25 protein-coding genes and 1 pseudogene are annotated in these 23967 nt (G+C 63.0%); 22 read left to right on the plus strand and 4 right to left on the minus strand.

Going from position 1 to position 23967, the window contains the following annotated elements; translation table 11 throughout:
- Window positions 1–81: 81 nt before the first annotated feature.
- Both ACIPW4_RS15925 and ACIPW4_RS15930 read left to right on the plus strand, forming a co-directional pair.
- Window positions 82–633: an exonuclease domain-containing protein gene (locus ACIPW4_RS15925; protein WP_400659315.1), complete on the plus strand. Its 552-nt coding sequence runs from the start codon at window positions 82–84 to the stop codon at window positions 631–633.
- 78 nt (window positions 634–711) lie between these two features.
- Complete coding sequence (locus ACIPW4_RS15930; protein ID WP_110636762.1) at window positions 712–996, plus strand: pyrimidine/purine nucleoside phosphorylase; 285 nt, start codon at window positions 712–714, stop codon at window positions 994–996.
- Window positions 997–1092: 96 nt separating this feature from the next.
- On the opposite strand, the gene ACIPW4_RS15935 is transcribed toward ACIPW4_RS15930, so the two are convergent.
- Window positions 1093–1785, minus strand: coding sequence for an alpha/beta family hydrolase (locus tag ACIPW4_RS15935; RefSeq protein WP_400659318.1), 693 nt, complete (start codon window positions 1783–1785; stop codon window positions 1093–1095).
- 51 nt (window positions 1786–1836) lie between these two features.
- Between ACIPW4_RS15935 and ccoN (ACIPW4_RS15940) the strand changes: the two genes are divergently transcribed.
- The 16 genes from ccoN (ACIPW4_RS15940) (at window position 1837) to ACIPW4_RS16015 (ending at window position 17447) form a co-directional block, all read left to right on the plus strand.
- On the plus strand, window positions 1837–3261 hold the full coding sequence (gene ccoN / locus ACIPW4_RS15940) for a cytochrome-c oxidase, cbb3-type subunit I (protein WP_400659320.1): 1425 nt from the start codon (window positions 1837–1839) through the stop codon (window positions 3259–3261).
- Window positions 3262–3274: 13 nt separating this feature from the next.
- Entirely contained in the window at window positions 3275–3883 is a 609-nt protein-coding gene (gene ccoO, locus ACIPW4_RS15945; protein WP_400659322.1) for a cytochrome-c oxidase, cbb3-type subunit II, read from the plus strand.
- A gap of 5 nt (window positions 3884–3888) precedes the next feature.
- On the plus strand, window positions 3889–4092 hold the full coding sequence (locus tag ACIPW4_RS15950; protein ID WP_400659324.1) for a cbb3-type cytochrome oxidase subunit 3: 204 nt from the start codon (window positions 3889–3891) through the stop codon (window positions 4090–4092).
- Window positions 4089–5024 (plus strand): cytochrome-c oxidase, cbb3-type subunit III, encoded by a 936-nt coding sequence (gene ccoP, locus ACIPW4_RS15955; protein ID WP_400659326.1) that lies wholly within the window; start codon window positions 4089–4091, stop codon window positions 5022–5024. The genes ACIPW4_RS15950 and ccoP (ACIPW4_RS15955) overlap by 4 nt, the downstream gene beginning before the upstream one ends.
- A 447-nt stretch (window positions 5025–5471) precedes the next feature.
- Complete coding sequence (ccoN, locus tag ACIPW4_RS15960; RefSeq protein WP_400659328.1) at window positions 5472–6914, plus strand: cytochrome-c oxidase, cbb3-type subunit I; 1443 nt, start codon at window positions 5472–5474, stop codon at window positions 6912–6914.
- The gene (ccoO, locus tag ACIPW4_RS15965) at window positions 6914–7522 is read left to right on the plus strand and encodes a cytochrome-c oxidase, cbb3-type subunit II (RefSeq protein ID WP_400659330.1); all 609 of its coding nucleotides are present in this window, start codon (window positions 6914–6916) and stop codon (window positions 7520–7522) included. The genes ccoN (ACIPW4_RS15960) and ccoO (ACIPW4_RS15965) overlap by 1 nt, the downstream gene beginning before the upstream one ends.
- A 5-nt stretch (window positions 7523–7527) precedes the next feature.
- The gene (locus ACIPW4_RS15970) at window positions 7528–7719 is read left to right on the plus strand and encodes a cbb3-type cytochrome oxidase subunit 3 (protein ID WP_400659332.1); all 192 of its coding nucleotides are present in this window, start codon (window positions 7528–7530) and stop codon (window positions 7717–7719) included.
- Complete coding sequence (gene ccoP / locus ACIPW4_RS15975; RefSeq protein WP_400659334.1) at window positions 7716–8696, plus strand: cytochrome-c oxidase, cbb3-type subunit III; 981 nt, start codon at window positions 7716–7718, stop codon at window positions 8694–8696. The genes ACIPW4_RS15970 and ccoP (ACIPW4_RS15975) overlap by 4 nt, the downstream gene beginning before the upstream one ends.
- A gap of 289 nt (window positions 8697–8985) precedes the next feature.
- Window positions 8986–10401, plus strand: coding sequence for a cytochrome c oxidase accessory protein CcoG (ccoG, locus tag ACIPW4_RS15980; RefSeq protein ID WP_400659336.1), 1416 nt, complete (start codon window positions 8986–8988; stop codon window positions 10399–10401).
- Window positions 10402–10418: 17 nt separating this feature from the next.
- Window positions 10419–10949 carry a FixH family protein gene (locus ACIPW4_RS15985; protein ID WP_400659338.1) on the plus strand — a complete coding sequence of 177 codons (531 nt, stop codon included), beginning with the start codon at window positions 10419–10421 and terminating at the stop codon, window positions 10947–10949.
- A 148-nt stretch (window positions 10950–11097) separates the two neighbouring features.
- Window positions 11098–13566: a heavy metal translocating P-type ATPase gene (locus tag ACIPW4_RS15990; RefSeq protein ID WP_400659340.1), complete on the plus strand. Its 2469-nt coding sequence runs from the start codon at window positions 11098–11100 to the stop codon at window positions 13564–13566.
- Complete coding sequence (gene ccoS / locus ACIPW4_RS15995; protein WP_400659342.1) at window positions 13545–13760, plus strand: cbb3-type cytochrome oxidase assembly protein CcoS; 216 nt, start codon at window positions 13545–13547, stop codon at window positions 13758–13760. The genes ACIPW4_RS15990 and ccoS overlap by 22 nt, the downstream gene beginning before the upstream one ends.
- The gene (locus ACIPW4_RS16000; RefSeq protein ID WP_400659344.1) at window positions 13753–14436 is read left to right on the plus strand and encodes a sulfite exporter TauE/SafE family protein; all 684 of its coding nucleotides are present in this window, start codon (window positions 13753–13755) and stop codon (window positions 14434–14436) included. Before ccoS ends, ACIPW4_RS16000 begins: the two co-directional genes overlap by 8 nt.
- A gap of 105 nt (window positions 14437–14541) precedes the next feature.
- Window positions 14542–15924 (plus strand): oxygen-independent coproporphyrinogen III oxidase, encoded by a 1383-nt coding sequence (gene hemN, locus ACIPW4_RS16005; RefSeq protein WP_400659346.1) that lies wholly within the window; start codon window positions 14542–14544, stop codon window positions 15922–15924.
- A 184-nt stretch (window positions 15925–16108) separates the two neighbouring features.
- On the plus strand, window positions 16109–16843 hold the full coding sequence (gene fnrA / locus ACIPW4_RS16010) for a Crp/Fnr family transcriptional regulator FnrA (RefSeq protein WP_060508220.1): 735 nt from the start codon (window positions 16109–16111) through the stop codon (window positions 16841–16843).
- A 55-nt stretch (window positions 16844–16898) separates the two neighbouring features.
- A complete protein-coding gene (locus ACIPW4_RS16015; protein WP_009683910.1) occupies window positions 16899–17447 on the plus strand; it encodes an adenine phosphoribosyltransferase in 549 nt (182 codons plus the stop codon).
- 94 nt (window positions 17448–17541) lie between these two features.
- Here ACIPW4_RS16015 and recR read toward each other — a convergent pair whose 3' ends face one another.
- From recR to dnaX, 3 genes are all read right to left on the minus strand, one after another.
- Window positions 17542–18144, minus strand: a complete 603-nt coding sequence (gene recR / locus ACIPW4_RS16020; RefSeq protein WP_400659349.1) for a recombination mediator RecR — start codon at window positions 18142–18144, stop codon at window positions 17542–17544.
- A 146-nt stretch (window positions 18145–18290) separates the two neighbouring features.
- Entirely contained in the window at window positions 18291–18626 is a 336-nt protein-coding gene (locus ACIPW4_RS16025; protein WP_145189127.1) for a YbaB/EbfC family nucleoid-associated protein, read from the minus strand.
- A 64-nt stretch (window positions 18627–18690) separates the two neighbouring features.
- Entirely contained in the window at window positions 18691–20742 is a 2052-nt protein-coding gene (gene dnaX / locus ACIPW4_RS16030) for a DNA polymerase III subunit gamma/tau (RefSeq protein WP_400659351.1), read from the minus strand.
- A 123-nt stretch (window positions 20743–20865) separates the two neighbouring features.
- On the opposite strand from dnaX, the gene ACIPW4_RS16035 reads away from it, so the two are divergent.
- The 4 genes and pseudogenes from ACIPW4_RS16035 to ACIPW4_RS16050 all read left to right on the plus strand — a co-directional run bounded on the left by ACIPW4_RS16035 (window position 20866) and on the right by ACIPW4_RS16050 (window position 23913).
- Window positions 20866–21633 carry a substrate-binding periplasmic protein gene (locus tag ACIPW4_RS16035; protein WP_400659353.1) on the plus strand — a complete coding sequence of 256 codons (768 nt, stop codon included), beginning with the start codon at window positions 20866–20868 and terminating at the stop codon, window positions 21631–21633.
- A gap of 279 nt (window positions 21634–21912) precedes the next feature.
- Window positions 21913–22104 carry a hypothetical protein gene (locus ACIPW4_RS16040; protein WP_400659355.1) on the plus strand — a complete coding sequence of 64 codons (192 nt, stop codon included), beginning with the start codon at window positions 21913–21915 and terminating at the stop codon, window positions 22102–22104.
- 30 nt (window positions 22105–22134) lie between these two features.
- Window positions 22135–22314, plus strand: a complete 180-nt coding sequence (locus ACIPW4_RS16045; RefSeq protein WP_400659357.1) for a hypothetical protein — start codon at window positions 22135–22137, stop codon at window positions 22312–22314.
- 305 nt (window positions 22315–22619) lie between these two features.
- Window positions 22620–23913, plus strand: a pseudogene (locus tag ACIPW4_RS16050) (site-specific integrase).
- Window positions 23914–23967: the final 54 nt, after the last annotated feature.

Genomic DNA, 23967 nt, shown 5'->3' on the forward strand with positions numbered 1-23967 from the left:
AGTGAAGGCAATTTGCCACAGGGTGCCGTGTGGCCAGACATTGGCTACGCTGCTTTGGCATGTATGGCGAGGGAGCCTGGTATGGGCCACTGGTTGGTGATCGACCTGGAAGCCACCACCGATGACGGTGGCTGGCCGGTCACGGAGATGGAAATCATTGAAATCGGCGCCAGCCTGGTGACCCGCGAAGGCCGTGAAGTGGACCACTTCCAACGCTTCGTGCGGCCACGGCGGCGGCCACAGCTGACACCGTTCTGCCGCGAACTTACCCATATCAGCCAGGCCAGCGTCGACAGCGCTGCGGGCTTCCCTGAGGTATGGCAGCGCTTCGAGCGCTGGCTGGGGCACCATCGCGGGCAGCTGCAGGCCTGGGTCAGCTGGGGCGACTACGACCGCCAGCAACTGCTGCAGGAATGGCGCCAGCATGAGGTCGACAGCCTGCTGCGCGAACTGCCGCACATAAATCTCAAACAGCGCTTCGCCAAGGCCCGCCACCTGCAACGCCCGGCCGGGCTCAATGGCGCGCTGCAGCTGGCGGGCATGCACTTCTGCGGGCAGCAGCACCGGGCCCTGGAGGACGCACGCAACACCGCGCGCCTGCTGCCCTTGAGCCTGCCCGCGAACGGCACTTGAAAGCAGATGACGGGGCGAATGGGCTTGGGCATACTGGCCAGCCCTTTTTTCACCCCTCAATTCTTTCAGGAGTCGCCCATGTTCCAGGTCAATGAGTACTTCAACGGCACCGTCAAATCGATCGCCTTTGCAGGCGCTGAGGGCCCAGCCACCGTGGGCGTGATGGCCCCGGGCGAATACGAGTTCGGCACCGCCAAGCGCGAGATCATGCACGTGGTGTCCGGCGCCCTGACCGTGAAGCTGCCGGGCAGCGACAACTGGGAAACCTTCAACGCTGGTGACAAGTTCAATGTGCCGGCGGACAGCAAGTTCCAACTGCAGGTGAAAGTGGATACCGCTTACCTGTGCGAGTATCGCGACTAAGCGCAGGCCTGCACCGGCCTCTTCGCGGGCTTGCCCGCTCCCACAAGAGATCGCGTAACCCTTGTGGGAGCGGGCAAGCCCGCGAAGAATCCAACACTAATCCTTAAGGAAACCCGCCACCTTTTCAGCCGCCGCCTGCAAGTGCTGCTCATGGCTGAACCCCGACGCTTTCAGCGGCTTCAGGTCATGATCCCCCGCCACCAGCCAGTTCACCTCGATTGCCGGTGACAGCGCATACCCCTCCACCGCCTGCCGATTGCCCAGCGCATCCCGCTCGCCCTGCACGATCAACGTGCGTGTCTTCAGCTGAGCCAGGTGCTCGACCCGCGGCTTTTCCGGCTTGCCCACCGCATAGAACGGATACCCCAGGCACACCAGCGCATCCGCTTCCAATTCATCGGCCAGCAGACTGGCCATGCGCCCGCCCATCGACTTGCCGCCAATGGCCAGCCTGCCCGTGACCAAAGGTCGCACCTGCCGGTATACCTCACGCCAGCATTCGAGCAGCACCTTCTGTGGGTTGGGCGGCCGTTTGCCGCCGCCGTCACGTCGCTCGGCCATGTAGGGGAACTCGAAGCGAACCACCCCTACCCCAAGCGCTGCCAGCCTTTGCGCCATTTCATTCATGAAATCGCTGTCCATCGGCGCCCCTGCGCCATGGGCCAGGATCAGGCACGCCGCATGGCCGCTATCTCCCTGATTGCGCGGAGGATCGCAGCGCAAGCCTGGGACATTTCCGACTTGCGCCCATTGATCCCCGTCAATACCGGCACTTTGCCCATCTCTCATTCTTGCCTCGCTGTAAAGCCTGCCAAAATAACCGTGGATGGGAACCCATACATGAACACAACCAGCAGTACCGCCTACAACTACAAGGTGGTCCGCCAATTCGCCATCATGACGGTGGTGTGGGGAATCGTCGGGATGGGGCTCGGCGTCTTCATCGCCGCCCAGCTCGCCTGGCCTTCCCTCAACTTCGACCTCCCCTGGACCAGCTTCGGCCGCCTACGACCCCTGCATACCAATGCGGTGATCTTCGCCTTTGGCGGCTGCGCGCTGTTCGCCACCTCCTATTATTCGGTGCAACGCACCTGCCAGACCACCCTCTTCGCGCCCAAGCTGGCCGCGTTCAGCTTCTGGGGCTGGCAACTGGTGATCGTGCTGGCAGCCATCACCCTGCCGCTGGGCTATACCAGCTCCAAGGAATACGCCGAACTGGAATGGCCGATCGACATCCTGATCACCATCGTCTGGGTCAGCTACGCCATCGTGTTCTTCGGCACGCTGATGAAGCGCACCACCAAGCACATCTATGTGGGCAACTGGTTCTTCGGCGCCTTCATCCTCACCGTGGCGCTGCTGCACATCGTCAACAACCTGGAACTGCCGGTCAGCCTGACCAAGTCGTACTCGGTCTATGCCGGTGCCACCGACGCCATGGTGCAATGGTGGTACGGGCATAACGCGGTGGGCTTCTTCCTCACCGCAGGCTTCCTCGGGATGATGTACTACTACGTGCCCAAGCAGGCCGAACGCCCGGTGTATTCCTATCGCCTGTCGATCGTGCACTTCTGGGCGCTGATCACCCTGTACATCTGGGCCGGCCCGCACCACCTGCACTACACCGCGCTGCCGGACTGGGCGCAGTCGCTGGGCATGGTGATGTCGCTGATCCTCCTGGCACCGAGCTGGGGGGGCATGATCAATGGCATGATGACCCTCTCCGGGGCCTGGCACAAACTGCGCAGCGACCCGATCCTGCGCTTTTTGGTGGTGTCGCTGGCGTTCTACGGCATGTCCACCTTCGAAGGCCCGATGATGGCCATCAAGACGGTCAACGCCCTGTCCCACTACACCGACTGGACCATCGGCCACGTACACGCCGGCGCCCTCGGCTGGGTGGCGATGATCTCGATCGGCGCGCTGTACCACACCATCCCGAAAGTGTTCGACAAGCAGCAGATGCACAGCCTGGGCCTGATCAACGCGCACTTCTGGCTGGCGACCATCGGCACCGTGCTGTACATCGCCTCGATGTGGGTCAACGGCATCGCCCAGGGCCTGATGTGGCGCGCGGTCAACAGCGACGGCACGCTCACCTACTCGTTCGTGGAAACCTTGGTGGCCAGCCACCCGGGCTTCATCGTGCGCTTCGTCGGCGGCGCGATCTTCCTCAGCGGCATGTTCCTGATGGCCTGGAACACCTGGCGCACCGTGCGTGCGCCGGCGCTCGACGCCACCCCTGCGAACGCCCAGCTGGCTTGAGGAGACCTGCCTGATGAAACATGAAGTCATCGAGAAAAACGTAGGCCTGCTGGCCCTGCTGATGGTGTTTGCCGTGAGCATCGGCGGCCTGACCCAGATCGTCCCGCTGTTCTTCCAGGACGTCACCAACAAGCCGGTCGAAGGCATGAAGCCCTACACCGCGCTGCAACTGGAAGGCCGCGACATTTACATCCGCGAGGGCTGCGTCGGTTGCCACTCGCAGATGATCCGCCCGTTCCGCGCCGAGACCGAGCGCTACGGCCACTACTCGGTTGCCGGTGAAAGTGTCTGGGACCACCCGTTCCTGTGGGGCTCCAAGCGCACCGGACCAGACCTGGCCCGCGTCGGCGGCCGCTACTCGGACGACTGGCACCGCGCGCACCTGTACAACCCGCGCAACGTGGTGCCGGAGTCGAAGATGCCGGCCTACCCCTGGCTGGTCGCGGAAAAGGTCGACAACAGCCACACCGACACCAAGATGCGCACCCTGCGCACCCTCGGCGTGCCCTACACCGACGACGACATCGCCGGGGCCCGCGACGCGGTCAAGGGCAAGACCGAGATGGACGCCTTGGTCGCCTACCTGCAGGTGCTCGGCACCGCAATCAAGAACAAGAGGTAACCACCATGGAAATGGACATCGGCATGATCCGTGGCCTGGGCACCCTGGTGGTGATGATCGCCTTCATCGGCCTCTCGCTGTGGGTATTCAACCGTCGCCGCGACCATGATTTCGCCGAAGCGCGCCTGCTGCCCTTCGTCGACGACCGCCTGCCCCCCGCCGGGCAGGAACCTGCTGCCGCGACTGCTGCAAGGAGTAACGGGCAATGACAACCTTCTGGAGTACGTATATCAGCGTGCTGACCATCGGCAGCCTGATCGGCCTGGCCTGGCTGCTGCTTGCCACCCGCAAGGGCGAGAGCAAAAACACCACTGACCAGACCATGGGTCACAGCTTCGACGGTATCGAGGAGTACGATAACCCGCTGCCCAAGTGGTGGTTCTGGCTGTTCGTCGGCACCCTGGTGTTTGGCGCCGGCTACCTGGTGCTGTATCCGGGCCTGGGCAACTGGAAAGGCATTCTGCCCGGTTACGAGAATGGCTGGACCGGTGCCAATGAATGGCAAAAGGAGATGGACAAGGCCGACGCCAGGTTCGGGCCGATCTTTGCCAAGTATGCTGCGATGCCCGTCGAGGAAGTGGCCAGGGACCCTGCCGCGTTGAAAATGGGCGGTCGCCTGTTCGCCTCCAACTGCTCGGTGTGCCACGGCTCGGATGCCAAAGGCGCCTACGGCTTCCCCAACCTGACCGACAAGGACTGGCGCTGGGGTGGTGAGCCGGAGACCATCAAGGCCTCGATCATGAACGGCCGCCACGGCGTGATGCCGGCGTGGGCCGAAGTAATCGGCGAACAGGGCGTGGCGGATGTGGCTGCGTTCGTGCTGACCAACCTTGACGGGCGTAGCCTGCCGGATGGGGTGAAGGCCGATGTGGGCAAGGGCAAGGAGATCTTCGCGGCCAACTGCGTGGCCTGTCATGGGGTTGAAGGCCAAGGCACGCCGGCCATGGGCGCGCCGAACCTGAACCATCCACAGGCGTTCATCTATGGGTCGAGCTTTGCACAACTGCAGCAGACCATTCGCTATGGGCGCCAGGGGCAGATGCCGGCACAGGTGGACATTCAGGGGAATGACAAGGTGCATTTGCTGGCAGCCTATGTGTACAGCCTGTCGCAGGCTGCTGAACAGCTGACCGCCCAGTAACACCCGGGGCCGCTTTGCGGCCCTTTCGCGACACAAGGCCGCTCCTACAAGGGACCGCGATCGCCTGTAGGAGCGGCCTTGTGTCGCGAAAGGGCTGCACAGCAGCCCCCTCTCCCCGCTCCCCCCCTCCCTTGCACCCCCTCCGAACAGAACTAAGCTTGTTGCCACAGTGGGCTTCGCTCCGCAAGGACCGAAGCAGACGCGGCGCACGGCCTGTCGCCGCCCCAAAAAAAGCTTGACCGATCGATCAGAAAAAGATGAAAAACGGTACACATTACAAATATTTATTTGTGTACAATCGTCCCGACCCTATCGCCGCGGGACACCGGCGAAAGGGCCCGGACACGGGTCGGCGCAAGGATCCTTGCGTTGCCATAACCCAAGTGGTTATCGATACTGGCGCCGATTTTTCGACCAACAAGAACACCAAAACCGTGGAACCTTAGAATGAGCACAGCAATCAGTCCGACTGCTTATAACTATAAGGTCGTCCGCCAGTTCGCCATCATGACGGTGGTCTGGGGGATCCTTGGCATGGGCCTGGGCGTCTTCATCGCCTCGCAACTGGTGTGGCCGCAACTGAACCTGGACCTGCCCTGGACCAGCTTCGGCCGCCTGCGCCCGCTGCACACCAACCTGGTCATCTTCGCCTTCGGTGGCTGTGCGCTGTTCGGCACCAGCTACTACGTGGTGCAGCGAACCTGCCAGACCCGGCTGATCTCCGACAGCATGGCCGCCTTCACCTTCTGGGGCTGGCAGGCGGTGATCGTCGGCGCGCTGATCACCCTGCCGATGGGCTTTACCACCACCAAGGAATACGCCGAGCTCGAATGGCCATTGGCGATCCTGCTGGCCATCGTCTGGGTCACCTACGGGCTGGTGTTCTTCGGCACCATCGTCAAGCGCAAGACCAAGCACATCTATGTCGGCAACTGGTTCTACGGTGCCTTCATCGTGGTCACCGCGATGCTGCACATCGTCAACCACATCTCGTTGCCGGTGAGCCTGTTCAAGTCGTACTCGGCCTACGCCGGCGCCACCGACGCGATGATCCAGTGGTGGTACGGCCACAACGCCGTGGGCTTCTTCCTCACCACCGGCTTCCTGGGGATGATGTACTACTTCGTGCCCAAGCAGGCCGAGCGGCCGATCTACTCCTATCGCCTGTCGATCGTGCACTTCTGGGCGCTGATCACCCTGTACATCTGGGCAGGTCCCCACCACCTGCACTACACCGCGCTGCCTGACTGGGCGCAGTCGCTGGGCATGGTGATGTCGATCATCCTCCTGGCACCGAGCTGGGGTGGCATGATCAACGGCATGATGACCCTCTCGGGCGCCTGGCACAAACTGCGCACCGACCCGATCCTGCGCTTCCTGGTCGTTTCCCTGGCGTTCTACGGCATGTCCACCTTCGAAGGCCCGATGATGGCCATCAAGACCGTGAACTCGCTGTCGCACTACACCGACTGGACCATCGGCCACGTCCACGCCGGTGCCCTGGGCTGGGTGGCGATGATCTCGATCGGCGCGGTGTACCACATGATTCCCAAGCTCTATGGGCGCGCGCAGATGCACAGCGTCGGGCTGATCAACGCGCACTTCTGGCTGGCGACCATCGGCACCGTGCTGTACATCGCCTCGATGTGGGTCAACGGCATCACCCAGGGCCTGATGTGGCGCGCCATCAACGATGACGGCACGCTCACCTACTCCTTCGTGGAAGCCCTGCAAGCCAGCCACCCGGGTTACATCGTACGGGCACTGGGCGGTGCGTTCTTCGCCTCCGGCATGCTGCTGATGGCCTACAACGTGTTCCGTACCGTACGCGCGGCCAACCCGGTAGAAGCGGATGAAGCCGCCAAGATCGTCGTCGTGGGAGCGCACTGATGAAGCATGAAGCCGTCGAGAAGAACATAGGCCTGCTGGCCTTCTTCATGGTCATCGCCGTGAGCGTCGGTGGTCTGACCCAGATCGTCCCGCTGTTTTTCCAGGACGTCACCAACAAGCCGGTCGAAGGCATGAAGCCGCGCACCGCGCTGGAAGTCGAAGGCCGCGACATCTACATCCGTGAAGGCTGCGTGGGCTGCCACTCGCAGATGATCCGCCCGTTCCGCGCCGAAACCGAGCGTTACGGCCACTACTCGGTCGCCGGCGAAAGCGTCTGGGACCATCCGTTCCTGTGGGGCTCCAAGCGCACCGGCCCAGACCTGGCCCGCGTCGGCGGCCGCTACTCGGACGACTGGCACCGCGCGCACCTGTACAACCCACGCAACGTGGTGCCGGAGTCGAAGATGCCGGCCTACCCGTGGCTGGTCGAGAACAAGCTCGACGGCAAGGACACCGCGAAAAAACTGGAAGTGCTGCGTACCCTCGGCACGCCGTACAGCGACGCCGACATCGCCGGCGCCCACGACGCGGTCAAGGGCAAGACCGAAATGGACGCACTGGTCGCGTACCTGCAGGGTCTTGGCACCATCATCAAAAGCAAACGGTGACGCTGATGGATATCGGGATGATTCGCGGCCTGGGCACCGTCGTGGTGATGGTGGCCTTCGTGGGCCTGGCACTGTGGGTGTTCAACCCACGGCGCAAGAAGGACTTCGACGAAGCGACCCAACTGCCCTTCGCGGATGATCCCGAGGCCAGCCAGCACGTCGAGCAAGCAAAAGCTTCTGGGAGCAAACAACAATGACAACCTTCTGGAGTCTGTACGTTACCGTCCTGACCCTGGGCACCATCTTCTCGCTGACCTGGCTGCTGCTGTCGACCCGCAAGGGCCAGCGCGAAGAGGTCACCGACGAGACCGTCGGGCATGCCTTCGATGGCATCGAGGAATACGACAACCCGCTGCCCAAATGGTGGTTCTGGCTGTTCGTCGGCACCATCATCTTCGCCCTCGGTTATCTGGTGCTGTACCCGGGCCTGGGCAACTGGAAAGGCATCCTGCCGGGCTATTCGTACCTGGATACCGACAAGCAGACCGAGTTCTCCAACGGCCAGCCGGGCTGGACCGGCGTGCACGAATGGGAAAAGGAAATGGCCAAGGCCGACGCCCGCTTCGGGCCGATCTTCGCCAAGTACGCGGCCATGCCCATCGAAGAAGTGGCCAAGCAGCCACAGGCTCTGAAAATGGGTGCGCGGCTGTTCGCCTCGAATTGCTCGGTGTGCCACGGTTCCGACGCCAAGGGCGCCTACGGCTTCCCCAACCTGACCGACAACGACTGGCGCTGGGGCGGCGAGCCGGACACCATCAAGACCACCATCATGGGCGGCCGCCACGGCGTGATGCCGGCCTGGGGTGAAGTGCTCGGCGAACAGGGCGTGGCCGATGTGGCTGCGTTCGTCACCAGCAAGCTCGATGGCCGCAGCCTGCCGGAAGGCGCCAAGGCCGACGCCGAGAACGGCCAGAAGCTGTTCGCCGCCAACTGCGTGGCCTGCCACGGGCCAGAAGGCAAGGGTACCCCCGCCATGGGGGCGCCAAACCTGACCCATCCGCAGGCGTTCATCTACGGCTCGAGCTTTGCCCAGTTGCAGCAGACCATCCGCTATGGTCGCCAGGGGCAGATGCCGGCGCAGGAACAGCTGCAGGGCAATGACAAGGTGCACTTGCTGGCGGCCTACGTGTACAGCCTGTCGCACCAGCCGGAGGCGGCCCAGCAGGCCGAGTAAGCAGGCCTGGCCTCTTCGCGGGCAAGCCCGCTCCTACAGGGTTACGCGATCCCTGTGGGAGCGGGTTTACCCGCGAAGAGGCCGGCAAAAGCAGCGCAAGATGACCTGGATCAATTGACACCCGCCATAACACGATTCATACCACGACCCAACGCGACTAAAGGTCGCAGCGCGATCCCATATCGCCACCAGCGGCGTATCATTGATCGCAGAGCGCTAAGCAGAATGCGCGAGACTGCGGCCGGCACGCACTGGCCGCGGCGTTTCTCCACTGCCGTGGGACTTGATGATGAGCAAGCAAATTCCGGTACATGACGTCACCCCGCCTGCCAGCAAAGGGAAGGACTCCGTCGATCTCTACGCGTCGCGTGAAAAAATCTACACTCGGGCTTTCACCGGTATCTTCCGCAGGCTGCGAATGGTCGGCGGCGCGGTGCTGTTCCTGCTCTACTTCGGCACCGTATGGCTCAACTGGGGCGGCCACCAGGCCGTGTGGTGGAACCTGCCAGAGCGCAAGTTCTACATCTTCGGCGCCACCATCTGGCCGCAGGACTTCATCCTGCTCTCCGGCATCCTCATCGTCGCCGCCTTCGGCCTGTTCTTCGTTACCGTCTACGCAGGCCGCGTGTGGTGCGGCTACACCTGCCCGCAAAGCGTGTGGACGTGGATCTTCATGTGGTGCGAAAAGGTCACCGAGGGTGACCGCAACCAGCGCATGAAGCTCGATCGCGCCCCCATGAGCGGCAACAAGTTCCTGCGCAAGTTCGCCAAGCACAGCCTGTGGCTGCTGATCGGTTTCGTCACCGGCATGACCTTCGTCGGCTACTTCTCGCCGATCCGCGAACTGCTCGGCGACTTCTTCACTGGCCAGGCCGACGGCTGGGCCTACTTCTGGGTCGGCTTCTTTACCCTGGCCACCTACGGCAACGCCGGCTGGCTGCGCGAGCAGGTGTGCGTGTACATGTGCCCCTATGCGCGCTTCCAGAGCGTGATGTTCGACAAGGACACGCTGATCGTGTCCTACGACCCGCGCCGTGGCGAAACCCGCGGCCCACGCAAGAAGGACGCCGACTACAAGGCCCAGGGCCTGGGCGACTGTATCGATTGCACCATGTGCGTGCAGGTCTGCCCCACCGGCATCGACATCCGCGACGGCCTGCAGATCGAGTGCATCGGCTGCGCGGCGTGCATCGACGCCTGCGACAGCATCATGGACAAGATGAACTACCCCAAAGGCCTGATCAGCTACACCACCGAGCACAACCTGTCGGGGCAGAAGACCCACATGCTACGCCCGAGGCTGATCGGCTATGCACTGGTGCTGCTGGTGATGATCGGTGCCCTGGCAACCGCCTTCGCCACCCGTTCGCTGGTCGGCTTCGACGTCAGCAAGGACCGCGTGCTGTACCGCGAAAATGCCCAGGGACGGATCGAGAACGTCTACAGCCTGAAGGTCATGAACAAGGACCAGCGCGGCCACGTCTACGTGCTCGATGCTGCCGGCCTGCCCGACCTCAAACTTGAGGGCCAGCGCGAAATCCGCGTGGCCGCTGGCGATATCGTCAGCCTGCCGGTGCAACTGTCGATCGCCCCCGAGAAGCTGCCCTCGACCACCAACGAAATCACCTTCATCCTCAAGAGCGCCGACGATAGCGCTGCCAAGGTCGAAGCCAAGAGCCGCTTCATCGGCCCACAGATCCGCTGACAGAGAGAATACTGACAATGCCTGCCGCCACCGCCGCCAGCCCCTGGTACAAGCACCTCTGGCCCTGGATCATCATCGGCATCCTGACCACCTCGGTATGCCTGAGCCTGACCATGGTCAGCATCGCCGTGCGCAACCCGGACAACCTGGTCAACGACAACTACTACGAGGCGGGCAAAGGCATCAACCGCTCGCTGGACCGTGAGCTGCTGGCCCAGACCCTCAACCTCAAGGCCAGCGTGCACCTGGATGACCTCACCGGCGAGGTGGACGTGCGCCTGAACGGCAACAGCGACCCGCAGCATCTGGAGCTGAACCTGATTTCGCCGACCCAGCCGGACAAGGACCGCAAGGTGCTGCTCAGCCGGGTCGAGGCCGGGCGTTATGTCGGGCAGCTGGACGACAAGGTGGAGGGGCGTCGTTTCGTCGAATTGCTGGGTAGCCAGGATGATCACGTGTGGCGGTTGTTCGAGGAAGAGAGGGTCGAGCATGGCGTGACCTTGCAGCTGGGCGATGAAGCCCTGCAAGGTGCCGAACACCAACAATGATCTCTGATATGAATGGGGGCGCTTTGCGCCCCTTTCGCGACGCAAGGCCGCTCCCACATGGATATGCGATCTCCTGTGGGAGCGGCCTTGTGTCGCGAAAGGGCTGCAAAGCAGCCCCGGCAATCTCTCGACATAAGACTGTTCCAAAATGACCCAACCCACCCCCTGCTACCACTGCGCCCTGCCCGTCCCCGCCGGCAGCCGCTTCACCGCCGTGGTCCTCGGCGAGCCGCGCCAGTTCTGCTGCCCCGGCTGTCAGGCGGTGGCCGAATCCATCGTCACTGGCGGCCTGGAACACTACTACCAGCACCGCAGCGACAGCAGCGCCAACCCCGAAACGCTGCCCAAGCAATTGCAGGACGAACTGGCCCTGTACGACCGCAGCGATGTTCAGCAGACGTTCGTCCGTCATGCCGGCGAACTCGCCGAAGCGACCCTCCTGGTCGAAGGCATCAGTTGCGCCGCCTGTGGCTGGCTGATCGAAAAGCACCTGCGCAACTTGCCCGGGGTCGCCGAGGCCCGCCTGAACCTCTCCAATCACCGCCTCTTGCTCAGCTGGGACGACCAGCAGCTACCCCTGTCGCGGCTGCTCGCCGAACTGCGCCAGGTCGGCTACGCCGCCCACCCGTACCAGCCCGACCAGGCCGCCGAGCAGCTCGCCCGGGAGAACCGCAGCGCCCTGCGCCGCCTGGGCGTGGCCGGCCTGCTGTGGTTCCAGGCGATGATGGCGACCATGGCCACCTGGCCGGAATTCAACATCGATTTGTCGCCAGAAATGCATACGATCCTGCGCTGGGTCGCGCTGTTTCTGACCATTCCCATCGTGTTCTACAGCTGTGCCCCCTTCTTCAAGGGTGCTGCGCGCGACCTGCGCACCCGCCACCTGACCATGGATGTGTCGGTGTCGCTGGCCATAGGCCTGGCCTTCGGCGCCGGTATCTGGACGGCGATGACCGGCAGCGGCGAGTTGTACTTCGACACGGTCGGCATGTTCGCCCTGTTCCTGCTCACCGGCCGCTACCTCGAACGGCGCGCCCGTGAGCGCACCGCCGCAGCCACCGCGCAACTGGTCAACCTGCTGCCTGCCTCCTGCCTGCGCCTGGACAGCTACGGCCGGGCCGAACGCATCCTGCTCGGCGAACTGCAGCGTGGCGACACCGTGCAAGTGCTGCCCGGCGCAGTGATCCCGGCTGACGGGCGCATCGTCGAAGGCCGCTCCAGCGTCGATGAATCGCTGCTGACTGGCGAATACCTGCCGCAACCACGGCGAATTGGCGAGCACGTCACCGGCGGCACGCTGAACGTCGAGAGCACGCTGAACGTGGAAGTCGAAGCCCTCGGCCACGACTCTCGCGTGTCCGCCATCGTCCGCCTGCTTGAACGGGCGCAGACAGAGAAGCCTCGGCTGGCGGAAATCGCCGACCGCGCTTCGCAGTATTTCCTGCTGTTCTCGCTGCTGGCCGCCGTGGCCATCGGCGTGTGGTGGTGGTACCTGGACCCGGCGCGGGCATTCTGGATCGTTCTGGCCATGCTGGTGGCAACCTGCCCGTGCGCCCTGTCCCTGGCCACCCCGACCGCCCTTACCGCCGCCACCGGCACCCTGCACAAGCTCGGCCTGCTGGTGACCCGCGGCCATGTGCTGGAAGGTCTCGAGCAGATCGACACGGTGATCTTCGACAAGACTGGCACCCTCACCGAAGGCCGCCTGACCCTGCGCAGCATCCGCCCACTGGCGGCGCTGCCTGCCGACCGCTGCCTGGCCCTGGCCGCTGCCCTCGAAAACCGCTCCGAGCACCCCATCGCCCGCGCCTTTGGCCGCACCGCCAGCCCAGCCGACGAAGTCCAGACAGTGCCCGGACTGGGGCTCGAAGGCAGGGTCGACGGCCAACCACTTCGCATTGGGCAGGCCACGTTCGTCTGCGCCCTGAGCGGTACCGAAATCCCCGCCGTGCCGGAGCCTCGCGGCCAATGGCTGCTGTTGGGCGACCGCCAGGGCCCGCTGGCCTGGTTCGGCCTCGATGACCGCCTGCGCGAGGATGCTCCGGCCCTGCTCGCTGCCTGCCAGGCGCGCGGCTGGCGCACCTTGCTGCTGTCCGGCGACAGTTCGCCGATGGTCGCCGAGGTGGCCGCGCAACTGGGCATCGACCAGGCCATCGGCGGCCTGCGCCCGGACGACAAGCTGGACCGGCTCAAGGCGCTGCAGGCGTCCGGTCGCAAGGTCCTGATGCTCGGTGACGGCGTCAACGACGTGCCAGTGCTGGCCGCTGCCGACATCAGCATCGCCATGGGCAGCGCCACGGACCTTGCCAAGACCAGCGCCGACGCGGTGCTGCTGTCCAATCGCCTGCAGGCACTGGTACAGGCCTTCGAACTGGCCCGCCGCACGCGCCGCAATATCCTCGAGAACCTGCTCTGGGCGACCCTGTATAATGGCCTCATGTTGCCGTTCGCCGCGCTTGGCTGGATCACCCCGGTATGGGCGGCCATCGGCATGTCGGTCAGTTCGCTGATCGTGGTGCTCAATGCCCTGCGCCTGACCCGCCTGCCTGCGGGCTTGCCGGCGACGGACGCAGCGCAACACGCAAGGAGAACGCCATGCCCGCCCTCTATGTCATGATCCCGGCCGCCCTGCTGCTGGTTGGCGTGGCTATCTATATCTTCTTCTGGGCAGTGGATAGCGGCCAGTACGACGACCTCGAAGGCCCGGCCCACAGCATCCTGTTCGATGATCAGGACCCGCGCCACCAGGCGGCGGTCAAACCCGAAAAACCCGCAGCACCCGACGACAAGGAAGCGCCACCCCGTGCCTGACCTGCTTCCCCTGCTCGGCTCGGCATTGGTCCTCGGCCTGCTCGGTGGCGGTCATTGCCTGGGTATGTGCGGCGGCCTGATGGGCGCACTGACCTTGGCCATCCCCCCCGAACAGCGCGGCCGGCGCCTGCGCCTGCTGATGGCGTACAACCTGGGTCGCATCCTCAGCTATGCCTGCGCCGGCCTGCTGCTAGGCCTGGCTGGATGGGCGGTGGCCAGCAGCCCGGCGGCGATGGCCTTGCGTGTGCTGGCGGCGTTGCTGCTGATCGCCATGGGCCTGTACCTGGCCGGCTGGTGGAGTGGACTGACCCGCATCGAAGCGCTGGGCCGAGGGTTGTGGCGGCATATCCAGCCGGCCGCCTCGCGCCTGATGCCAGTCTCCAGCTTGCCCCGTGCACTGCTGCTGGGGGCATTGTGGGGCTGGCTGCCATGCGGTCTGGTGTACAGCACCTTGTTGTGGGCAGCCAGCCAAGGCAACGCCGGCTACAGCGCGGCGCTGATGCTGGCATTCGGCCTGGGCACCTGGCCGATCCTGCTGGCCACTGGCCTGGCGGCGGAACGGGTCAACGCCTTGTTGAGGCGGCGCAGCGTGCGCATGGCAGGCGGGGTGCTGGTGATGCTGTTCGGCATCTGGACCCTGCCCGGCCCGCACCAGCATTGGCTCATGGGCCACTGATCGGGGCCGCTTTGCAGCCCCTGCATGCCTTGATACAAATCAACACAGCGTCCTTCAGACAGCCATAGACTCCGGACACTGCTGCATTCTCCGGGGACCGCCCACATGCTCGCCGACTTACGCTGGGATGCCGACCTGATCCACCGCTACGATCTCGCCGGCCCACGCTACACCTCCTATCCGACCGCCGTGCAGTTGCACAGCGAGGTAGGCTCGTTCGACCTGCTCCACGCCCTGCGCGAGAGCCGCCGGGCCGTGCGCCCGCTGTCGCTGTACGTGCACGTGCCGTTCTGCGCCAACATCTGCTACTACTGCGCTTGCAACAAGGTCATCACCAAGGACCGCGGCCGCGCCGCGCCTTACCTGCAGCGCCTGGAGCAGGAGATCCAGTTGATCGCCTGCCACCTGGCACCTAAACAGCGCGTTGAACAGTTGCATTTCGGGGGAGGCACACCAACCTTCCTCAGCCATGTGGAATTGCGCCAGCTGATGGCCACCCTGCGCCAGCACTTCAACCTGCTGGACGACGATTCCGGCGATTACGGTATCGAAATCGACCCCCGCGAAGCCGACTGGTCGACCATGGGCCTGCTCCGCGAACTGGGCTTCAACCGGGTCAGCCTCGGCGTGCAGGACCTCGACCCGGTCGTGCAGCGTGCGGTCAACCGCCTGCAGAGCCTGGAGCAGACCCGCACCCTGATCGAGGCCGCACGCACCTTGCAGTTCCGCTCGGTCAACCTAGACCTGATCTACGGCCTGCCCAAACAGACCGTGGAAGGCTTCGCCCGCACCGTCGACGAAGTCATCCGCCTGCAACCGGACCGTCTCTCGGTGTTCAACTACGCCCACCTGCCCGAGCGCTTCATGCCGCAGCGACGCATCGACGCCAACGACCTGCCGGCCCCGGCGGCAAAGCTCGAAATGCTGCGCAACACCATCGAGCAGCTGACCGCCGCCGGCTACCGCTACATTGGCATGGACCACTTTGCCCTGCCCGACGACGAGCTGGCGATCGCCCAGGAAGAGGGCACCCTGCAGCGTAACTTCCAGGGCTACACCACACACGGCCATTGCGACCTGATCGGCCTGGGGGTCTCGGCCATCAGCCAGATCGGCGACCTGTATTGCCAGAACACCAGCGACCTCAATACCTACCAGGACGCCCTGTCCAACGCCCAGCTGGCCACTCAGCGCGGTCTTGTCTGCAACCACGACGACCGCCTGCGCCGGGCCGTGATCCAGCAGCTGATCTGCCATTTCGAACTGGACTTCGCGCCGATCGAAGAGGCTTTCACAATCGATTTTCGTGGGTATTTCAACGATCTCTGGCCAGAACTGCAGACTATGCAGCGCGACGGCCTCATCAGCCTCGACGACCAGGGCATTCGCATTCTGCCGGCCGGGCGCCTGCTGGCGCGCTCGGTGTGCATGGTGTTCGACGCCTACCTCGCGATGCATAACCGCCAACGCTTCTCACGGGTAATCTGACTGTTGAGTCAATCGACCACATGGACAAGCTCCCTAGGCAAGCACACTATGAGCCCACCAGGACTTCCGGCGTTCTCCTGCCGGGTTTCGCCAGCTCGCTACACAATAGCGCAGGCTGGCCTACACCCTCGGTCGTGAGTTACCCTTACGACTTATGTGTGCTTTCCCACAAGGATCGATTCAAATGTCCGAGCCAGTCAAACTGCGCGCTCACAACCAGGCCCATTGCAAGGACTGCAGCCTGGCCCCCCTGTGCCTGCCTCTTTCGCTGAATCTGGAAGACATGGATGCACTGGATGAAATCGTCAAGCGCGGACGCCCGCTGAAGAAAGGCGAGTTCCTGTTCCGCCAGGGTGACAATTTCGGCTCGGTCTACGCCGTACGTTCCGGCGCTCTCAAGACGTTCAGCCTGAGCGACAGTGGTGAAGAGCAGATCACCGGCTTCCACCTGCCCAGCGAACTGGTCGGCTTGTCCGGCATGGACACCGAGGCCTACCCGGTGTCGGCCCAGGCCCAGGAAACCACCTCGGTCTGTGAAATCCCCTTCGAGCGCCTCGATGAACTCTCGGTTCAACTGCCACAGTTGCGTCGCCAGCTGATGCGGGTGATGAGCCGGGAAATTCGCGACGATCAGCAGATGATGCTGCTGCTGTCGAAGAAGACCGCCGACGAACGCATCGCCACCTTCCTGGTCAACCTGTCCGCACGCTTCCGCGCCCGCGGCTATTCGGCCAACCAGTTCCGCCTGAGCATGTCGCGCAATGAGATCGGCAACTACCTGGGGCTGGCGGTGGAAACCGTGTCGCGGGTGTTCACCCGCTTCCAGCAGAACGGCCTGATCCGCGCCGAAGGCAAGGAAGTGCATATTCTCGACCCGATCCAGCTGTGCGCGCTGGCCGGCGGTGCAATCGAGGCCTGAGGCCGGCGTTTAGCGGGTATACTTGGGCATTCGTTTTCCCAGGATACCCGCAACAATGCACAGCGACGCCTTCGACCTCAAAGCCCTGATCCGCCCGGTAGTAGACTTCCCCAAGCCCGGTGTGATCTTCCGCGACATCACGCCCCTGTTCCAGTCGCCGCGCGGGCTGCGCTACGTAGCCGACCAGTTCATCGAGCGTTACGTCGAGGCCGAGTTCAGCCACATCGGCGCCATGGATGCGCGTGGCTTCCTGATCGGCTCGATCATCGCCCACCAGCTGAACAAGCCGCTGATCCTGTTTCGCAAGCAGGGCAAGCTGCCGGCTGACGTATTGAGCGAGGGCTACCAGACCGAATACGGCGAAGCCTTCCTGGAAGTGCATGCCGACAGCCTGTGCGAAGGTGATTCGGTGCTGATCTTCGATGACTTGATTGCCACCGGTGGTACCCTGCTGGCGGCAGCCAACCTGGTGCGTCGCACTGGGGCACAGGTGTTCGAGGCGGCGGCGATCATCGACCTGCCGGAGCTCGATGGCTCACGCCGACTGCAGGCGGCCGGAGTGCCGACCTTCTGCCTGACCGAGTTTTCCCTGAGCGAGTACTGATTGCGCGCCATTCGCGGGGCAAGCCCGCTCCCACAAGTAGATCCTGTGGAAGCGGGCTTGTCCCGCGAATGGGTTACAAGGCTGCCCCGGTGACTCAGAGCGAGATCGGCTTGCGCCCGGCAAAGGCATGGGCCAGGGTTCCGCCGTCAACCAACTCCAGCTCCCCGCCCAGTGGCACGCCATGGGCGATGCGCGACGCCACCAGCCCCTTCTCGTTCAGCAACTGGGCGATGTAATGCGCCGTCGCCTCACCTTCCACCGTCGGGTTGGTCGCCAGGATCACTTCGGTGAAGCTGCCCTGCTCCTCGATCCGCGCCATCAGCTGCGGCACGCCGATCGCCTCGGGCCCCAGGCCATCGAGCGGCGACAAGTGCCCCTTGAGCACAAAGTAACGCCCGCGATAGCCGGTCTGTTCCACCGCATATACATCCATCGGCCCTTCCACCACGCACAGCTGCGTGTCATCACGACGCGGGTCGCTGCACTGCGGGCACAAGTCCTGCTCGGTCAGGGTCCGGCATTGTCGGCAATGCCCCACCCCTTCCATGGCCTGGCTCAGCGCCTGGGCCAGGCGCAGGCCGCCGCTGCGGTCACGTTCGAGCAGCTGCAGGGCCATGCGCTGGGCGGTTTTCTGGCCGACACCCGGGAGGGTGCGCAGGCCGTCGATCAGTTGGCGGATCAGGGGGCTGAAGCTCATGGGTAAGGCCTGATAAAACAATAAGAGGCGGTTTATACCCAGCGTAGGCATGGGCGTCAAATCAGTAGACCGTTGGTTCGAACCATTTGCACAGGCAAAAAAAACCGCCGCTGCAATGCAGCGGCGGTTTTATGCAACGCAGCGCCTTAGAACGGCATCTTGAAGCCCGGTGGCAATTGCATGCCAGCGGTCATGTTACCCATCTTGTCCTGGCTGTTCTGCTCGATCTTGCGCACAGCGTCGTTCAGCGCAGCGGCGATCAGGTCTTCCAGCACTTCCTTGTCATCTTCTTCGGTCGACATCAGGCTCTGATCGATGCTGACACGCTTGACGTCGTGACGACCGGTCATCACCACACTCACCAGGCCGCCGCCGGACTGGCCGGTAACTTCGGCGTTGGCCAGCTCTTCCTGCATCTTCTGCATCTTTTCCTGCATCTGCTGGGCCTGCTTCATCAGGCCGGCCATGCCACCTTTCATCATGGGGATATACCTCGATTGGGTCATGTGATGCGGCCCGGCGAGGGGCCGGCCGCATGGTTATCGATTACTGGCCCCGGCTGACCAGGGCTTCAACAGGCTCAATAGTATCCTGTCGCACCGTGGCACCGAACTGCTTGATCATCTGCTGGATCAACGGATCCTGCTCGATCGACAGCACGGCGCCCTGCTGGCGCTCGGCACGTTTGCGCGACGCTGCCTGAGCCGGGGTTTCCTGCTCGGGGCGGATCAGCTCGATCCGCAGGTTGAGGGTGCGCCCCAGGTGCTGGTTGAGCGCCTCGTTCAGCCGCCGTTGCTGGGTGGTGTTGAACAACGCGCCCTGGCCTGGATCCAGGTGCAGCAGCCAGTCATCACCGTTTACGGCCATCAGCGTACAGTTTGCAGCGATGTTGCCCGTCATGCCGGACACAGGCAACTGTGGGAATAATTCCAGCCATTGCAGGGCCAGGCCGGTCGCCGGCTGGGCAGCGGGTAGCGGCTCGGACGTGGCAGCGGGGGTTTGTTCCTGAACGTGTTCGGCCAGCTCGTCGAGATAGCTGAAGCCTACCGGGTCGCTTTCGCCACCGTAGTAGTCCTCATCGATTGGCGGCTCGTCGTCGCGATCCATGCCAGCCGAAGCGTAGGCTGACGGGTCGAAGGGTGGCTCGTCATAAGCTGGCTGGGCGTTTTGCGGAGCAGCAACCGGAGCTGGGGCTGGGGCTGGGACTGGAGCTGGAGCCGGCACCGGCTCGGGCGCAGCAGCAGGTTCCTCCCAGGGCAGGTCGATGACCTCGTCCACCACCACCGGCTCTGGCGCGACAACTTGGGGCTCGGGCTCGGGCTCAGGAGCAGGGGCCGGCGCCACAACCGGTGCGACCTCCATGTGTGGAGCAGGCGCCACTGGCGCAGGCTGCGGCGGCTCAACGGCAGGCGCCCCGACCACAACGGCTGGCGCTGCCACCGGGGTTGCCGGATCAGCTGTGGCCTGGCTGATCCCCACTGGCTTTAGCACCGGTTTCGGCGCATCGTCGGTATCCGCCGGGCGGAACGCCAGCATCCGCAGCAGGACCATTTCGAAACCGCCTCGCGGGTCCGGCGCCAACGGCAGATCTCGACGACCGATCAGGCCCATCTGGTAGTAGAACTGCACATCTTCGGCCGGCAACGCCGAAGCCAGCGCCAGCACCCGGTCCCGATCGCCCTGGCCGTTGTCCACCGCCTCGGGCAGCGCCTGGGCGATGGCCACGCGGTGCAGCACATTGAGCATTTCGGCCAGCACGCCGCTCCAGTCCGGCCCCTGCTCGGCGAGGTTGCGCACGGCTTCCAGCAGCGCCCGCGCATCCCCTTCGAGCAGCGCCTGCAGCACACTATAAACCTGCCCATGATCGAGACTGCCGAGCATGGCGCGCACATCGGCCGCCAGCACCTTGCCTTCGCCGAAGGCGATGGCCTGATCGGTGAGGCTCATGGCGTCGCGCATCGAACCATCGGCAGCACGGCCAAGCAGCCACAGGGCATCCTGCTCGAACGGCACGTTCTCGGCCTGCAGCACGTGGCTCAGGTGCTCGACCACCCGCTCCGGGCTCATGTTCTTCAGCGAGAACTGCAGGCAACGCGAGAGGATGGTGGCCGGCAGCTTCTGCGGGTCGGTGGTGGCAAGGATGAATTTGACGTACGGCGGCGGCTCTTCCAGCGTCTTGAGCAAGGCGTTGAACGAGTGGGTGGAGAGCATGTGCACTTCGTCGATCAGGTAGACCTTGAAGCGCCCACGGCTCGGCGCATACTGCACGTTATCGAGTAGTTCGCGGGTGTCTTCGACCTTGGTGCGGCTCGCGGCGTCGATCTCGATCAGGTCGACGAAACGGCCCTCGTCGATCTCCCGGCATACCGAGCAGGTGCCACAGGGCGTGGACGTGATACCGGTCTCGCAGTTGAGGCATTTGGCGATGATGCGCGCAATGGTAGTCTTGCCCACGCCCCGCGTTCCGGTGAACAGGTAGGCGTGGTGCAGGCGCTGGTTGTCCAAGGCATTGATCAAGGCCTTGAGCACATGGGCCTGGCCGACCATTTCGCGGAACGAGCGCGGACGCCATTTACGTGCAAGAACCTGATAACTCATCGAAAAACCATCGCAGCCTGATCGAGCGGAAGATCGCTAATGCTAGCGGAGCGGGGGCAAAATTGCACCCTGCAAGGCTCGTCTAAGCTAAGCAACTGGCGCGCTGTTCAAGGAGGATGTGCATTGCGACGATTGCTGGCCCTGTTATTACTCTGGAGCACTTACAGCCTGGCGGAGCAACCGGTGCTGCGTTTTTCCGTGGTCGAGAGCTGGAGCATGCCGCTGGTGCGGGTCGAAAAGGACCAGCCGGTCGAGGGCCTGGTGTTCGATCTTCTCCAGGCGCTGGCCCGTGAGGCCGGCGTACGCCCGGAGTACCACGTGCTGGCCCGCCTGCGCCTGCAGCAGGCGATGGATGACGGTGATATCGATGTGCGCTGCTATGTGAGCACCCAGTGGTTCAATGATCGGCCGGGGAATTTCGTCTGGAGCATCCCGTTGATTCGGCAGCGCGATGTACTGGTCGGGCGACCGGGCGACGACGACGCCACCCGGCCCGAGCAATTGCCACCCCAGGCAGTCGGCACGGTGCTGGGGTATGCCTACGGCACGCTGGAGCCGTTGTTTGCTCAAGGTCGTCTGCAGCGGGAGGACAGCCGCAGCCAGCAACTGGCGCTGCAGAAGCTGCAGATCGGGCGGTATCGACATGCGGTGAGCAATGAGCTGTCGCTGCAGTGGTTCAACCAGGGTTTGCCGGCCGGAGAGCGGCTTCAGGTGCAAGCGGTGCTGGAGGAACAGGCGCTGGGGTGCATGGTGAGGAATGACCCGGCGATACCGACCCAGGGGGTTTTGCGGGCCTTGGTGCGGATGAAGGAATCGGGGGAGATTGACCGGATTGTGCAGCGGTATGGGGCGGTGGGGTATTCGGGGGAGGGATTGGGGGTTCGGCCTTGATAGGGTTTGGCCACGGGGACAGGCTTGGGATCTGGTCTGGGCCGCAAGCTGTTGTGGCGGGCACCCCTCAGCCCTCACGCGATCATTTCCGCTCCATGCGTGTAGGAGATTTCTCTTTTTAACTTGGGAGAATTCCAGACACACGCCGCAGCGCTTGAAATACCAAGGCTTCAAGGCCGGCCGGGACTACATCCACATCCGATGCGAACGATTTCCCCGGCCAAGGAAACAGAACAAAATAGCTGCATAGGCGCGCTCGCTATCGAACAAGGAAGCCTCATGCGTCAGGACGACCGTGACAACCTGGACCTCGACAGACTACTGATCAAAAACCACAAACTCAGAGCTGAGACCAGCAAGTTCCTGGCAGAAGTGAACAAGCTCAAGCGGGAGACGTTTTGGTACCCGTTCGTAGTAGGCTCCGCCGCACTAGGCGCCATAAGCGGAACCATCAGTCTCCTGTTCAAGTAACTATTCATCGAGTAACAAGAGGAAAAAACCATGCGCCGCTCCATTGAGGAAATCCGCGAGCAGTTTCATCTTGACCTTGAGGAACTGGAAGAGGAAATGCGCAAAATCAGGAACGAGTCGCCCTATCAAGCGCTGGTGCCTCTCGGCCTGGGGGCGGGATTTACTTTGGTGCTGATAGTTGTCGGCACGTTGATCATGCGACACCTATAGCCAAGTGATCCGAAGTAGGAAGAACGTGAATGCAGGGCTGAAAGCCATTTTCCAACCCCGGAAATGGAGGCGGCCCCACCAGCCACACCCCGGCACTCGATGTTCCCGCTATGGCTGCTCCCTTCCGGGCCATGCCTAGGTCGCATGCAAGCATGCTGGTAATCAATGCAGACCTTATGGGGCAAGGGTTTCAGGCTGATGAGGCAACCAGAGTTCTACCGGTACGCACACCCAGCATGGGTGCTCAAGACTTGGGGTGTAGCCAGCACTGTCACACTTTGCTGTAACACTTTGGTGTCACACCCATGGCCTACATCATCAAGCGCGGGGCGCTCTACTACCTGAATCTCAAGCTGCCAAAGCACCTATTCCCGAGGTGTACCGCTTTGCGTTTGAGTCTGAACATACGGCATCGTCAAAGCGCCGTGTTCATTGCCACATCACTGGTGCAGCGGTTGCATCACCACCTTAGCGAGCACCCTCTTGCAGACCTCCAGACGCTTCGTACGCTGTGTTCACAGTGGCGGGACTCTACACCCACGCCCGCTATCCAAACCGCTCCACGGATCGCTACGGCAGTCTCAGCGAAACGGGATAGCGACAGCCCTACCCTCGCTGCACTCTCCAAGCTTTATATAGAGGAAGGGAAACGGGGAGGCACATGGCGACAGGGCAGCACCGAGGAAGTCGAGCGAGCTTTAGCTGACCTTTTCGAGCTGCTAGGTGATATGCCCGCCAAAGCCTTCGATGCACAACAAGCACGCCTGCTAAAGGAACGGCTCAGCCTATGCCCGCAATACTTCGGCTTACGACCTGAGTTCAAGGGCAAGACGCTGAAGCAGGTGATTGAGTCAGGTAGCACCTACAAGACCATCACCGCAGTGACCGTGAACAACCGGCTACGCAAGCTCACCGCCTTCCTGAACTGGTGCAAAACGAATGGGTACGTGACAGACAACCCACTGACCGGCATGAAAGTCATGACAGGATCACCGAAGGAAGCTCGGCTGTCCTTTGAACGACACGACCTAGATGCCCTGCTGAACCATGAGGCACTGCGAAGGGGAAGCCCGCAAGCACGCTTGGCGTTACTGGCTGCCGCTCCTTGGGCGAACCACTGGAGCACGATTGGAAGAGCTGTGCCAACTGCGTGTCGATGACTTCATTGAGCAACAGGGTATCCCATGCATTCGCATTGACGACAGCCGTGAAGGCCAGAACCTGAAAAACGCAAGCAGCCGCCGCGTGCTTCCTTTGCACCCTTCTCTGATCGATCTGTGCCTACTTCAGCATGTTGAGTCGATGAGGGTTACTGGTGCAGATCGAGTATTCCCTGAGCTTGAAGCAGTACGTGGGAAGCTCGGGCACGCAGCCTCAAAATGGTTTGGACGCTACAAGGCGAAACTGGGTATCACCGACCCACGCAAAACCTTCCACAGTTTCCGCCACACCTTCATTGATGACCTGCGTGATGCTGGAGTGCAAGACTCACTGATCAAGCGGATGGTGGGACACGAAGACAGCTCCGTAACCTTTGGCATCTACGGCAGCAGGACCCCAATCAAGGCGATGGCTGAGGCATTGATGCATATCGAATAACCTCGAATAACCCACTTTAAAGCTCGGAAAACGTTGTTTGAAATCGGCTCCATC

Origin of the sequence: Pseudomonas sp. NPDC089996 (assembly GCF_044748405.1) — a bacterium.
In the GTDB taxonomy this organism is placed as follows: domain Bacteria; phylum Pseudomonadota; class Gammaproteobacteria; order Pseudomonadales; family Pseudomonadaceae; genus Aquipseudomonas.